This is a genomic window from Paraburkholderia kirstenboschensis (genome assembly GCF_032806925.1).
Lineage (GTDB): Bacteria > Pseudomonadota > Gammaproteobacteria > Burkholderiales > Burkholderiaceae > Paraburkholderia > Paraburkholderia kirstenboschensis.
Genome location: NZ_CP136513.1, coordinates 3,081,265 through 3,095,517 on the forward strand (window position 1 = coordinate 3,081,265; position 14,253 = coordinate 3,095,517).

Genomic DNA, 14,253 nt, shown 5'->3' on the forward strand with positions numbered 1-14,253 from the left:
AAACGCCGGCAATTCATGCCGGCGTTTTTCATTGGGCTTTGGCTTGGGATCGGTTGATCTGAGCGCCTGGCGTTACTTTCGGCGCGAGACTCAGTCAGCCGCTTTGCCGCTCGCTGACTCAAGCAGCATTCAGCGCCTTTTCCAGCAGCTGGTCGAGTTCCGCGAACTGCGGCTCGCCGACATAGCGCTTCAGAATCTTTCCGTCCTTGTCGACCAGAAAGGTGGTCGGCGTGAGCTGGACGTTGCCGAACTGCTTCGCGGCCGAGCCGTCGTCCATGGCGACCTTGAACGGCAACTGGCGCGTCTGGGTGTAGTTGGTCACGTACATGGGGGCGTCGTAGCTCATGGCCACCGCGACGAATTCCAGTCCTTTGCCCTTGAAGCGGTTATAGGTCTGGACCATCTGCGGCATTTCCTTCATGCAGGTATCGCAGCTCGTCGCCCAGAAGTTGACGAGGTAGACCTTGCCTTTCAGATCGGCAGTCGAAACTTTCTGGCCGGAGAGCAGCGTGAAAGTCGCGTCGGGCACGCGCTGTTGGCCGGCAAACGCGAAATAGCCAGCCACGCCGATCGCAATCGCCACGACGGCAATGATCAGGTAGCGAAGCGGATTCGTGCGCTTGACGGCGGTGGTCGACGTGATGGTGCTCATGAACGGAACCTCGGAAGTCGCGAAAAGGCGCGGAATAGCGCGTGGGCTGGCGCTTTGCGCCCGCTGCGGCGTAGCGTGGGTATTGTAGTCCTATTCGGGCGAGGCGGCAGCGAGCAGCGTCGCCCCGGCCGGACGCCTCGGGCCGGGCGCGGACGGTTCCCTGCAGTCAGCGTGCGCTTTCCGCGGACGCTTCCTCAACTGCCAGCGGATAATGTCGCTTTGTGCTCACGTCATCTGCGCCGTTTTCCGGGCGCCTCGTTCCCATGCTCCAGACAGTTTTTCGCGTTTTCCTCCTGTTCACTCAAATTCTCTCGCGTCTCGTTTCTGGCCTCGCCCGGAATCGCAATTCAGCGGATCAGGAGCCGCCCGCGGTTTCGCGCATGCATTCGGCCGTCCGCGTGGGAGCTGGTGCGCTCGCCATAGGCGCGGCTCTGAGCGGATGCTCGCCGACTTTCGACTGGCGGACCATCATGAATAACGACAGCGGCTACACGATCGATCTGCCCGCCAAGCCGGGCAACGATCAGCGCGCCGTGCAGATAGACGGGGCGCCGATGCAAATGGCCATGCAAACGGCCGAAGCTGGCGACGCCGTGTTCGCGGTCGGCACGATCACGCTGCCCGACGAAAGCGAGGCGACGCAACGCAAGGCGCTCGACTTTTTGCGTACCGGCCTGGCGCGCAACGTCGGCGCGGAGCCGCAGGCGCGCGCTGTGCAGATTCCACTCGCGGCGGGCGGCAAGGTGCTGGGGCTGGAAATGAAGCTGAGCGGACAGGCCGGTTCGGGCCACGAAAAGCGCACCGTCTATGCTCGGCTGGTCGCGCGAGGGCGGCATGCATATCAAGCCGCGATCATCGCTTCGCAGCCATTGCCGCAGGAGCAGGTGGACCAATTTTTTTCGTCGTTCCAACTATATTGAAAACAGTAGTTTTGGCCGATTCGCGGCGCGAGCGATTCATTGTTGCAGTGAAAGTTCCTTCGCAGCTTCTCACGCTAATTCTCGGTTTACGTTGAAGTTTTCCACTTGACGGCGCGTCCTGTGGATAACTCTGTTGAGAACTCTCACTTTATTCGCGCAGACGCCCGTCCCGTGGGCATTTCACCAGTCCGTGGGCGCACGGGGTTGAATAAAAAGATGTTTTAAATCAAGGATCTTGCGACGCAGGCTTCTAGGTACCTTTCAGATGTTTCTAAATTTATCTGGAACGCGCGCATGTGCATAAGTCAAGTCTTGACAGCATATTTTCTCCTCACCCAGAGCCAAAAGCGCGTCGATAATGAACCGCCTCGCCAACATGCGCAGCGCTCGGCATGCTCGTCCCCGCGAGGTCTGCGATGGTGCGCGCCACCTTCAACACACGGTAGTAAGCGCGGGCGGACCATCCGAAGCGCTCGCCGGCCTCGCGCAATAGCGCTTCGCCGGCTGCGTCGGGCCGGCAGACGTCGTCCACCTCTCTTCCGCTCAACTCGCGGTTCGTTTTGCCTTGCCGCGCCAATTGGCGATCGCGTGCGACATTCACCCGGCATGCGATAGCCGCGCTGGTTTCGCCAACGGCGTTCGACCGCGCGGATAGCTCCGCCGACGTAAGCGCCGGCACTTCGAGTTGAATGTCGATCCGGTCGAGCAGCGGGCCGGACAGCTTGCGCAGGTAGCGCGCCGCGATCTCGGGCGTGCAGCGGCAACGTCCGTTCGGATCGCCGCGCCAGCCGCAAGGACACGGATTCATCGCCGCGATCAATTGGCAAGCCGCGGGGAAGTCGGCCTGCAACGCAGCGCGAGAGATGGTGATGCGGCCGGCTTCCAGCGGTTCACGCAGTGTTTCGAGCACGTCGCGGTCGAACTCGGGCAACATAACGAGAAAAAGCACGCCAAGGTGGGCCAGCGTGATCTCACCCGGTTGCGGAGGATTGCGCCCGCCGACCAGCGCTGCCGCGCTTGACGAATGATGCGGTGCGCGAAACGGCCGTCGGCGCCATTGCGCGGGCGAGAAACCAGTGCGGCTTGCGGACAGTAAGGCTGCTGAACTGAGCGCTTCGTCGTCGGTCATGGGTGGCAGCAGACCCGGCAGGCGGGCGGCGAGCATGAATTTGCCGGCGCCCGGCGGCCCGATGAGCAGCATATTCGGCCCGCCAAAACCCCGCGTTGGTTTTGAGGTTGCGGCCTGACTGCCTGCTCGAACAGTGTCCGGCGACGTTTCGAACAGTCACGAAGGCGTTTCGAATCGACGGCGGCTATCGGGCGCAACTGCCATGAGACAGCTCGTGACCCGTAGGTGACATTTGTAATTCGAGATATCGGGCGTTCAACGAAGTCGTACATCGCCACTCGTCAAGATGCCTCAACACTGAAGATCCCGAAACGGGGATCTGCGTACGAAGGGTGGTTGCGGTTTTTGATCAGGTATGAAGTCCCAGCGGCGCGTGTCGTGCCGCCCCCGCCGCCGTTGTCGATCACGCCGTGCGAACGATAGACGACCGTATGGATGTGCGCGCTCGACGGCCTTTGCAGGAAGTCGGATGTCATGATTTGCAAACCAGTGGCAGCGGAACGGGAGGAGCTATCCAATTGTCCCAGACTGATCAATTGATCTGCTGTGAGCGCGTGAAGTTGGACCGCAAGCATAGCGGGACGCGTCCCGGTGAACTGGCCCTTCGCGCGTCGCGCAATTGACGCCTCATCCCGTCGAGCACTTCATCTTGCTTCTCGCTTGCGAGGGATAGAATCACGGCGCGCCGGCCCGGCGAAAACAGGATCATCAGGTTGACATTCGATCGACCCGTGCGCGTCCGCACAAACTGATCAACCTCATCCCGGGAAATTTCCCCCGGAGATCTACTGAACGGGCTATCGTTGATCGGAAAGTCCCAGATCCGAACCGTGCAGTGCTCGGTCTGCGTCAATGCTTCACCCTGAAGCAGCCCCTTTCTAACCGCCGTTTCAATTTCACGATGCTGTGCGGGCGCCGGGGTCAGGCGATCCGGTATCGTGACCGCCACGATCAGTCCCTTTGTAGCGGAATTGTATGTTTCGACCAATACCTCCGCCAACTGCTTGTAGAGCGTTGCGCTTCGGCGCCGGTGGATCTTTCGACCGAGGTCGGCTGAGAACATCTTGCACTCGACCTCAATCTCAACATCGTCCTTCCTAGCGACAAAGTCCACGCCTCCACCATGTTCCATGTCCTGAAATTCGACGTCGAAGGCTCGGTGAATGAGGTGGACTGCGGTTGTAATTTCGTGCTGAATTGAAAGCAGCCCCTTGTCCTCTTTCAGGCCATCCAGCAGCACACCACGCAATCTTCGCCGACCGCTCTCGCTGAGGCGCTCGTGGCAACGTACAGTACCTGCGGCAAATGCCCCTAGTTCGTACTGTGACTGGGTCTGCAGTTTGAACGGTTGATTGGGCTTCAGCGACGAGTCCGACAGAATCTCGCGCATTGCCCATTCAATTGCGCACCTTTCCCGCAGCCAATCTTCCATCAGGGGATTTTCGCTGAGTTCCCGCTGGAGCCATTCGAAGCGACGCTTCCAAGCCTCGATCCCTGTGATCTGCGTCAGGGCTTGTAAGACGTCCGCCACTTCGGTATCGCGAATTTCAATGGAGAATCTCATATCACGTTACCTAGCCCTGAAGGAAACAGTATTGTCAGCAATTCGCGGAAGGATGTCGAATGACCGGTTGGCCGTACCCGGTCGAATCGGTTCATCTAGTTCACCGGGATTGGGCCGGTGGACACAATATATCCACAGGACCAATTAAACCCGATTGGCCCTCTCACGATTGCTGAACTTGCGCGAACTTCTTGGTAAATAAAATCGGGATCGCGGCAAAGTCTAGATGGGTGGGTCTAATTGGCCACAAGTTAAGCACATGCAGCCCGCCAAAACCCGAGTTTTCGCGCGCTGTATCGGTCCAACAGCGTGTTCGAGCGGCGTCCGGTGATGTCTCGATCGTTTATGCGCGTTACGAATAGATGGCTGCACTCAAGAATGTATCGGGCGCAACTGCTGCCAGGCGGGTCTCGACCCAGAGCCGCCCTTTGATCAAGGCAAGAACAACGTCCGCTTTGGACGTCCAACGGATGAGCCTGACCGATACTATTCGGCCTTATCGTCTTCTTAGAGCCCAAACTCCCGAGCCACTGGAATGACGTGTCGATATTTTCTCGATGTGCAAAGCTAACAGTCGAAACCTAAAGTTTGCGTCAGCGCGGCCGTTATCCCTATGGGGCATGCAGAGCTTTGCGATTTTCCTTGGATACCCGCTTTACGACAGCGTCACGCACACGGCATGTAGCAGATTGTGCACGCGGTGTCTTAAAGCTGACGTATTCATCGAACCATGTGCGCATTGTCGGGGGCGGCAATGGGTAAGAAACAATACTGACAAAAAAGATTTCCATAAAAATGAGAGATGCACGTTCAATTCGGAACTGTTCCAGTCAAACCATCTGCGCAGCGCAGATATCTCTATGACGCTCGAAGTGTTCAACGCTAAGCGTCATCGATCGATTTATGCCGCGCTTGCGGCCAGATAAATACAAATTAACACTGTCATCGGGGAACCCACTCATGAAGCTTCGCGCCTATTGGGCTGCGCCGCTCGCACTTACCTGTTTGCTCTTTATAACGGCGTGTCACGACACGTCGAACCATGCATCAGTCGCAACGGACGTGAGCATCGGACAAGTCAGGTCAGCGCTCGAGCAGAAAAACTTCAGCGTGGCGTCGACCTTGTCGGACCAGCTAACCGCCGCCAATCCGAAGAGCGCTGATGCCTGGCTCGCGGCAGCGGACGCCAAAGCGGCCTCAGGCGACCGGCTCGCCGCGCTGGCCGCGCTCGAAAGTGCAATGAACAACGGCACGCGCGATACGGCGCGACTCGATGCGGACGGCTATCTCGACGCCGTGCGCTCGTCGCCTGAATACCAGGCGCTGCTGGTCCGCTTCGGTCTTGCCCGACCCATCGCTCAGGCGGGCGATACCTCGATCACCGAAACTTCCACCGGTACGGTCGTCACGGCCGGCGACATTTCCGTCACGCTTCCCAATTCCCGATAAAACCACTATGAAATTGTTGAACAGGACCTTGCTTGCAACGGCCGCTGCAGCCATCGTGTTGACCCCGCTTGCGCACGCAATGGACATCGAGGCGCGCGGCGTCGGCTCGGCCGCGATTGCAGGTGATGTGAATTCGGTGCGCAACTCCGCGCTGCGGCAGGCGAAACGCAATGCGGTGCTCGCAGCGTTAGACAAGGTGGTCGGCGCCGGGACGAGCCGTAATCCCGATGTACAAGCTAAGCTCGACGATCTGGTCGTGCAGATCGGTGAAGAAAATTTTTACAGCGTGACGCCGAGTTCGGCCGAAGGCCAGTACCAGGTCAGCGTCACGCTGCGGATGGACGACAAGTCGCTACGCTCCGAAATCAGCGATCTCGGCCTCGCCATGAATACGACGACAACGCGCAGTCAGCCGATTCTCGTGATGATGGACGAGTTCTTCACGACACCGACGAACCTCCATGCGCCGCTCGAAGAGTTGACGGAGTTCCGTCACGAAGCGGGATCGCACTACAACGAGAAGGAAGCGGCTGCCTCGTCGAAGAGTTCCGCCTATGCGGCGAGCAGCAACGCAGCGTATGCGTCGAAAGAGCAGGCGGCCTTCGCGGTGAATGACAAGTCCGCTGGCCGCATCAGCGCAGCACGCGATACGCAGATAGCCGGCGCGGCGCAAGACGGTTACGGCAACTCGGCTGCGGTGGCAGGGCGCGATTCGGGTCGTCTCGATGCGTCCGGCGAAAGCAGTCATCAAGCGGCCGGCGCCGCGAGCCGTCAGGTCGCGGCAGCTGCCAGCAGCAAGGTGGCGGCTGCGTCGTCGTCGCAGTCGGCCTACGCGCACAACGTGAATGCCGAGGACCATGACAACACGTACTACAGGAAGCTCGTCAAATATCAGCCGCAAAACACCGGCCCCGACAAGAAGAACTACACGTACAACGAGTTGAAAGGGCAGTTGGGCGATCTCGACATCAAGGTGCTCGACAACTCGCTGTTCAAGAGCAGGTATTTTGGCGATCGCGCAATCACGCTGGACCAGTTGGAGAACAGCGCCGAGCTGGCCAAGTACGTCGACTATGCGCGTAAGGATGCGACGGCCGATTACATGATGATCGGTTCGTCGGTTATCTATGATCTCGGCGTCGACAAGAACTCGGGTCAGGAGTCGTGCACGGGCGTCGCGAGCACCAAAACGTTCTCGACCAAAACGGGCGAAGACATCGCGTCGGCGACGCAATCGGAAGCGGCCGTCGGCGCGTCGTCGGACGACTGTCGCGCGCGGCTGGCCGTCAAGCTGGCCGGCAGTCTCGGCGACCAGGTCGGCAAGCGGATTCAGGAATTCGTCAAGAAGCGCACGATGTACGGCGCCGAATACACGATCCGTCTGACAGGCGACAACCTGCCGCTCATGACCCGCACGGCATTCAGCCAGGCGCTCAAGTCGGTGCCGGGTCTGGAGAAAGCCACCCAGCGTCAGGCGGGAGCAGGGCAGGTCGAAATCGTCGCGACCTACCGCGGCAGCGATCCCCTCGACCAAGCCGTCGCGATGGCGCTCGGCAGCAATCCGCAGTTCGCGAGCCTCGATTCGTCGGTGGACGGAACCGTCATTACGCTGTGTATGAACGGTTGCAAAAAGGCGGTTCACTGACATGAGCCTCAAGGCAATCACACTCGCCGCAGCATTGGCAGCGGCCTTCGCCACGACGGCAGTGCCTGCCGCGCCTGCACCGGCAGTCGGCTTGTATGTCGTGCCCGGCATCTTCTTCGACGATGCTTCGGCCGCGGCCGGTTCGGCTAGCGGCAGCAGCAAGATCGATCCCGCGTTTCGCGCGTCGCTCGATATCGGCCAGACCGTCGGGCTGTTGCAGCAACAGGCTGAGGCGCATTTTCCGGCACTGAGCGCCACCATCGACAGCAAGAACCGCCTGCGCACGCTCGCGCTGTCGGTGCAGGTGACGCGCGTGTCGAAGTATCAGATCGACAAGACCGACGGCACCGCCGACATCTATCTGCCGATCACGCTGAGCGTCTACTTCAGCAACCCGATGACGGGCGAAGTCTTGCAGTCGTTCAGCCAGACTCGCTATGACGTGCTGACGGTTTCTGATTCGCAGCCCGTCGCCGACATCGCGGCCAAGATCAGCGACGCGTATCGCGCGGGCTTTTCGGCTTTGCTCGACAGCACGCTCACGGCCGCCGCAGGCCAGTTCAATCCGTATGTCGTCGACACCAAGGTCGCCGATACCTGGAAGGGCTTCGTCATTCTCGACAAGGGTTACCGGTCGGGCATCGGCAAGGGCGATGTGATGGACGACGGCGACGCCGAAATTCGCGTCGAATACGCAGGGCAGAACTATGCAGTCGCGGTGCCCGTACTGGGTACGCCGAAAGACGGCGCGGTGTTCAGCCGCGCAGGCACGATGGCTCTGTCCGACGTCAAGAAGCCGCGTGTGCTGGCACTCGTCAGCGACGGCAATTCGGTGCTGTCCGATGCGGTGAGCACGCAGCTTTTCACCGACAAGCTCGGCAGCAACGCGCCGTTCGCAACCTTGCCGTTGAACGCCAACTTCAGTCAGGTCCAGGCGTCGATCGACAGCCATACTGGCATCGGGCACAACGTGAGCGGCAACCGTGCGTTGCCCGACTACTTCATCCGGATGGTGCTGCCTGCTGCCCGCCACTACGAACTACCGACCAACCTCAGCTACAAGACGCAGCAGTCCGTGCAGGCTTGGGCGTTTGCTGAGCTGCTGTCGCGCGACGGGCGCGTGCTGTATTCGGCGGATGTCGACACGCGCATCGACGATACCGTCACGAACGGTTCGGGCTTTAGCGTGGAGTCGCGCAAGGAAGTGGTGCTGAAGAACGCGCTGAACGATCTGGCCTTGCGCTTCGGCAAGGAGGTCCTCTTCAAGCCCGTCACGCTCAAGGTGACCGATGCGTCGTCCGATACCTTCCAGATCGACGATAGCGGGATGAATCTTCAACCCGGGGATTCGATCCGCGTGTATCACAACGCGGGACGTCCAGGCGGCATCGCCGAGGACGCACTCGTGCCCGTGTGGGACGCGAGCGTGGTGAGCCGCGACGGCAGCAAGGTGACGGCGTCGTTGGTATTGCCGGTCGCGGGCAAGCCGTCGAAGCCGTCGAGTGGCGACGTGGTGCTGATCGACAGCGTAGCGAAGGCCGGTGCGGGCGCGCAACGGATCGCGTTCTGTCCGGCGGAGAAAAGCCAGGTGGGATCGGTGGCGCTGGAGCGCTTCAACGCGCTCGCTTACGCTGACGCGGCAAGTGCGCCGCTCGTCATGGTCAATCCGGGTCTGGCCGATCTGGTGAAGGGCAAGGTAGGCGGTCAATCGGGCTTTGCAAAAAACCTGGAACTGCGCCCGGCAACCTATGACCGTTGTCTCGAAGCGCTATACCGGATCGATCCGAAAGAGCCGAAGTGCGACGGCGGCACGTGTGCGGCTGTGTACAACGTGCGGCTCGCCTATCGGCAAAAAGCAGGCGGCGTCGTATCAAGCCAGGCCATTCTCGAACACGGCTTTACGACCAACAGCTATCCCGCAACCACGGATGCCGCGAATGCGGCCGCCTTGCAAGGTATCGACTCGGACGCGGATACGCGGACAAGTCTCGATGGTGTGATGAAGCAGATGTTGTCAAAAACAAACTAAGGACTAGACCAACATGAAAAAGTATTCAACATTGCTAGGCGTACTGGTGATCGGCACGATGGCGATGAACTCGCCGCAAGCGCTGGCATTCGGTATCGGCAACCTGACGGCCGCGATTCCGGGCGTGGGCGGATCGTCGGGCAGCGCAGTGTCGGCTGGCGACATCGACGCGTTCATCAAGACCGCGCAAGACGCTGATCTGATGATCGGCACGGCGACAGCGCATATCTTCAAGGCCGTCGCGAACAAGGAAGAGATTGCCGCGCTGGAAGCCAAGGAAGCCGCCGCCAACAGCATCGCCGATCCGGCCGAGAAAGCCGCCGCGGTCAACAAGATTAAGGACGATCAGGCGACCGCCGTGCAAAAGGCGCTGTCGAGCAAAGACGTGCAGGATAAGCTGAACGGCATGAGCAAGGCGCAACTTGCGTCGTTCGGCAACGCGGCATTCACGTTCATGCTCGGCGTGCTGAAAGACAAGCAGCTCGCCGACGGCAGCCGCGCGCTGGTCGCCGGTGTCGCGTCGAATCCCGTTTTGCTGCCGCGTCTGGGCGCGTTGAAGGACGTGGCGGCATCGGTGAGCGCGCAGGCGTCCAACACCGCGAAGATCGGCGAAGGCCTGGTCAAGCTCGCTAGCGCAGGCAAGATCGCTGCATTGCCGACGTCCGCTTCCGACGCGGCGAAGCCGGTCGACAATATCTAATTCCGGTTCGATTCGAGTAGCTTCGTAATAGCAGGGCACACCAGTCAGCAATTGGCTGAGGTGCCCTCCAACACTCTACATCCATCCAGCGTGTTCGAGCTAATAAGCAACCTTTTCGGTTTCTGATCGCGGCGTTGCATCGTGATTTGCGAGCGCCGCGTCATCCGATTGCAAGAAGACCGGCACCGCTAGGGAGAAAACTATCCTCGGTAATGCGCGGAGGTTCGAGTGGCAGAAAGGTGGCTTGAAGCTGCCTCGCAAACTCTGACACCTGAACGTCTGCTATCACCGATTTTTATCCTCGATCGACGGTACGCAATGACCTTTCGCCTGTGGGATCCGCCGGTCGTCCCACTGCTAGATGCCGCCACAGTCAGCAATCCGCCACCCTCTGACGTAGAACCCAGCCCGCCTGAATGTCTGCTTAGGCCGATGAAGCACCATTCGTCTTCGCCAATCCAACGGCCGTTTACTGGGCGGAGCCGACGTCTGAACGGCTGAACGACGCGACAGGCGAATGACGCTTCCTGGCCGGCAACTGCCGCACGCGGTCGACCGTTGACTAGGGACGGATTTCCCTGATTTGCCGACCCCTGCCGTTCTGCACGATAGGCCGACGCTCATCACCGCGCGTACGCCGGCACCCGTCCGATCAGACCGGATCCGGCTGGGGGTGGTTCAGCCACCCAGGGATTCAACGCGTGATGCGCTTCGTGCCCGCGATTTCCAAGCCCGAGACTCGTTCCGCAGGGGCCTCAACGGCTATGGAAATCGATCGGCACGCGATCGCCAATGGTGTATGTTGGATCAAGAGCGCCCGGTCGTTCACTCAAGGAGAATGATTCATGTCCACAGAAGACGAAATACGTACTGCATCACAGCAGTTCTACGCTGCGCTGAACGACATGGCCAATGGAGACGCAAGTGCGATGTCAGAGATCTGGTCGCATGACGCCGTCGTAACGGCCATGCATCCGGTTGGTGGACGGCACGTAGGTTGGGACGAGGTTCGAGACTCGTTTCAGCAAGTGGCCCAGATCGCCTCGGAGGGGCGGATAAGGCTGGATGATCAGATGATTCAGGTTACAGGCGCTATGGCCTACGAAATCGGTTCGGAGCGCGGGCAGGCCCGCTTTGCCGGACAACAGGTTACGTTAGATCATCGCGTCACAAACATCTATCGCCGAGAGAAGGATAGCTGGAAGATCGTCCATCATCACACTGATATCTCTTCTGCAATGCTGGATGTTCTAAAGGGGATACAGACGAAGACCTAGTCGTCCGTTTGCCATCGGAGTCTCGTGCAACGGGGTTGCGCTATGTCCACCGCCAAGCCACCAGCGCACTGCGTCGCACTTCGACTCCGTCGTCAATGTCTCATGGCGACCCACTCCGGACGCAGGGCCAGGCTTCACCTCATAGGCAGCTTCCAGGTTACATCGGTCATGCGTGCCTCGTCATGCGCCACTAGCGCCGTGCGCCGCGAACTTTTCCTTTTGGGGACGCTCGCTCGCGGCGCGCCCGTCGCCCATCAGCGTGTTCGCGGATCATGTCGATCAGTGCGCGCAGTCCGGCCGGCACATGGCGGCGGCCTGGATAGTACAGACAGAGGCCGTCGAGCGCCGGCGTCCAGTCTTCCAGCACGCGAACCAGCGTGCCGGCCTCCAGATCCGCGGCGACGGTCCACTCGGTCAGATACGTGAGACCGAGACCGGCGCGCGCCGCTGCCAGCATCAGGCTTGGCTCGTCCAGCGTCAGCGCACCCTTTCCGTCGATACGCACCGCTTCGCCGTGTCGTTCGAACTCCCACTGATAGATCGCGCCGCTTGGCATTCGCGTGCGGATGCATTTGTGCGCGTTCAGGTCCGCGGGCGCGCGCGGCGGCTTGTGCTGCGCGAAGTACGTCGGACTGCCGACGACGGCAAAGCGTTGCCTGTCACCAAATGCCACCGCGATCATGTCCTGCGGCACAGTTTCGGCGAGACGGATGCCCGCATCGAACCCTTCGACGACGATATCGATCAACCGTCCTTCGGTGACGATGTCGAGCTTCATTTCCGGATAGCGCTGCAGGAACGCGATAAAGAGCGGCATCGCCTGCTTCGCCGCTCCAGCCGACCCATTGATGCGCAAGGTGCCCGACACCGTGTCGCGAAAGCTGCCGACCCGTTCGATCGCGACGCGGATCGTCGACAGCGCGGGCGCTATTGTGTCGACGAATTGCACACCCGCTTCCGACAACGATACGCTGCGCGTCGTGCGATTGAAAAGCCGCACGCCGATGCGTGCTTCGAGCGCCGCCACCGCATGACTGAGCGCGGATGTCGAGACACCCAGGTCGGTCGCCGCCGCGCGAAAGCTGCGATGACGCGCGACGGCCAGCACCGCTTCCAGTTCACCCAGCCCTGAAGTCTTCATTGTCCCAAATCTCTCAATATGGCGTGCCAGATTGTACGGCTAGTCAACGCAATTGCGCCGGTCTATCGTGTGTCATTGACAACGCAATCCGGGAGCAGCAATGCAGATCATCGACAAGGTTTATATCGACGGCACGTTCGTCACGCCGCACGGCGACGAACTGTTCGATCTCTTCAATCCCGCGACCGAACAGGTGATCGGCCGCGTGCGCCTCGCCGATGCGCAGGACGCGCGCGACGCGATTGCTGCAGCGAATCGCGCGTTTCCCGCGTTTTCGCGTACGGACAAGCGCGAGCGCATCGACATGCTGAAGCGGATGCATGAAGCCATCGTTGCGAAAGAAGACGAGCTTTACGAAGCGATCATCGAAGAATATGGCGCACCAGTGTCGCGTGGCCGATGGATGGCTGAGCATGCGAGCAGTGTGCTGCTCGAAGCGGCGAAGGTGCTACAGGACTACGCGTTCACGCGCCGGGCGGGCACCGCTGAAGTCGTGATGCAGCCGCTCGGTGTCGCGGGCCTGATCACCCCGTGGAACAGCGACGCGGGTTTCATCTGCGGGAAGCTGGCCGCCGCGTTGGCCGCGGGCTGCACGGCCGTCATCAAGCCGAGCGAAATGAGCGCGATCCAGACCCGCATCGTCACCGAAGCGTTGCACGAAGCGGGCTTGCCGGCGGGCGTATTCAACATCGTTACGGGACGCGGTGAAACGGTCGGCGCCCAGATCAGCTCACACCCCGATGTCGCGAAACTATCGTTCACGGGCTCCACGGCAGTCGGCAAGACGATTCTGCGGGCCGGCGCCGATACGTTGAAACGCGTAACGCTCGAACTCGGTGGCAAGTCGCCGGTGGTCGTGCTCGACGATGCGAACTTCGACCACGTCGTGCCGCTTGCGATTCAGGCCGGTTTCATGAACAGCGGCCAGGCATGCATCGCGGGCACGCGCATTCTCGTGCCCAGACAACGGCTCGCGGAGTTCGAGGCGCGCGTGCGGGAAGAAGTCGCGCGAACACAGGCGGGCGATCCGCGCGATCCTCAAACGACCGTCGGCCCGATGGTCAGCAAGAAGCAGTGGGAGCGCGTGCAGCGCTATATCCGCATCGGCACCGATGAAGGAGCGCGTTTGATCGCGGGGGGCGAAGGCCGGCCGGATGGCGTCGACGCAGGATGGTTTGTGCGGCCCACTGTCTTCAGCGACGTGACGAACGACATGACAATCGCGTGCGAAGAGATTTTCGGGCCGGTGCTGTCGATCATCACGTACCGCGATACTGACGATGCCATCGCCATCGCCAACGATACGAACTACGGCTTGCAGGCGTACGTGTTCTCGGCGGATGAGAAGCGTGCGCGCGAAGTCGCGTCGCGAATCGAAGCGGGACGCGTACTCGTCAATACGCTCGCACACGAACCGGCCGCGCCGTTCGGCGGCTTCAAGCAATCGGGTATTGGCCGCGAGTATGGCTCGTTTGGGCTGGAGGCGTTTCTCGAGCCGAAGGCCGTGATTGCGACATTGTGATTGCGTAGAACAAGCGTTCGTTGGCGCGCCCCACAGGGCTGATCAAGCGGGAACGCCAGCCTTAGGACTGCGTGCTCCGGAAAATCGGAAGCGCTGCAGTTCTACGCCCGACGCCGCGACATCCATGGTCAGAGCGCGAAGGTCCGTTGTCTGGGGGATTGTGTTGAAAAAGTCTTGTTTTTGTCGGAGACGCCGGAGTTGGCGGCATGTTTTCGAGTTGTGGCG

At 60.6% G+C, this 14,253-nt stretch carries 11 protein-coding genes and 1 pseudogene; 7 read left to right on the forward strand and 5 right to left on the reverse strand.

Annotated elements, in window-relative coordinates:
* Positions 1–118: 118 nt before the first annotated feature.
* Positions 119–652, reverse strand: coding sequence for a TlpA disulfide reductase family protein (locus RW095_RS36450; protein WP_128584587.1), 534 nt, complete (start codon positions 650–652; stop codon positions 119–121).
* Positions 653–1,032: 380 nt separating this feature from the next.
* Between RW095_RS36450 and RW095_RS36455 the strand changes: the two genes are divergently transcribed.
* Positions 1,033–1,572 carry a hypothetical protein gene (locus RW095_RS36455; protein ID WP_394365171.1) on the forward strand — a complete coding sequence of 180 codons (540 nt, stop codon included), beginning with the start codon at positions 1,033–1,035 and terminating at the stop codon, positions 1,570–1,572.
* Between the two features lie 331 nt (positions 1,573–1,903).
* Here RW095_RS36455 and RW095_RS36460 read toward each other — a convergent pair.
* The 3 genes and pseudogenes from RW095_RS36460 to RW095_RS36470 all read right to left on the reverse strand — a co-directional run.
* Positions 1,904–2,785 (reverse strand): annotated as a pseudogene (locus tag RW095_RS36460) (YifB family Mg chelatase-like AAA ATPase); the annotation flags it as partial.
* A gap of 197 nt (positions 2,786–2,982) precedes the next feature.
* Positions 2,983–3,237, reverse strand: coding sequence for a hypothetical protein (locus RW095_RS36465; protein ID WP_317020577.1), 255 nt, complete (start codon positions 3,235–3,237; stop codon positions 2,983–2,985).
* Positions 3,234–4,265, reverse strand: coding sequence for a hypothetical protein (locus RW095_RS36470; protein WP_317020578.1), 1,032 nt, complete (start codon positions 4,263–4,265; stop codon positions 3,234–3,236). The genes RW095_RS36465 and RW095_RS36470 overlap by 4 nt, the downstream gene beginning before the upstream one ends.
* A gap of 960 nt (positions 4,266–5,225) precedes the next feature.
* Here RW095_RS36470 and RW095_RS36475 point away from each other — a divergent pair.
* The 5 genes from RW095_RS36475 (at position 5,226) to RW095_RS36495 (ending at position 11,365) form a co-directional block, all read left to right on the forward strand.
* On the forward strand, positions 5,226–5,714 hold the full coding sequence (locus RW095_RS36475) for a hypothetical protein (protein WP_317020579.1): 489 nt from the start codon (positions 5,226–5,228) through the stop codon (positions 5,712–5,714).
* Positions 5,715–5,721: 7 nt separating this feature from the next.
* On the forward strand, positions 5,722–7,359 hold the full coding sequence (locus RW095_RS36480) for a hypothetical protein (RefSeq protein ID WP_317020580.1): 1,638 nt from the start codon (positions 5,722–5,724) through the stop codon (positions 7,357–7,359).
* A gap of 1 nt (position 7,360) precedes the next feature.
* Positions 7,361–9,388, forward strand: a complete 2,028-nt coding sequence (locus RW095_RS36485; RefSeq protein ID WP_317020581.1) for a hypothetical protein — start codon at positions 7,361–7,363, stop codon at positions 9,386–9,388.
* 13 nt (positions 9,389–9,401) lie between these two features.
* Positions 9,402–10,088: a hypothetical protein gene (locus tag RW095_RS36490; RefSeq protein WP_317020582.1), complete on the forward strand. Its 687-nt coding sequence runs from the start codon at positions 9,402–9,404 to the stop codon at positions 10,086–10,088.
* A gap of 845 nt (positions 10,089–10,933) precedes the next feature.
* Positions 10,934–11,365: a YybH family protein gene (locus tag RW095_RS36495; protein ID WP_317020583.1), complete on the forward strand. Its 432-nt coding sequence runs from the start codon at positions 10,934–10,936 to the stop codon at positions 11,363–11,365.
* A gap of 190 nt (positions 11,366–11,555) precedes the next feature.
* Here RW095_RS36495 and RW095_RS36500 read toward each other — a convergent pair whose 3' ends face one another.
* Positions 11,556–12,506: a LysR family transcriptional regulator gene (locus RW095_RS36500; protein ID WP_317020584.1), complete on the reverse strand. Its 951-nt coding sequence runs from the start codon at positions 12,504–12,506 to the stop codon at positions 11,556–11,558.
* Between the two features lie 100 nt (positions 12,507–12,606).
* Here RW095_RS36500 and RW095_RS36505 point away from each other — a divergent pair, with 100 nt between their 5' ends.
* Complete coding sequence (locus RW095_RS36505) at positions 12,607–14,028, forward strand: aldehyde dehydrogenase family protein (protein ID WP_317020585.1); 1,422 nt, start codon at positions 12,607–12,609, stop codon at positions 14,026–14,028.
* The last annotated feature ends 225 nt before the right edge of the window (positions 14,029–14,253 follow it).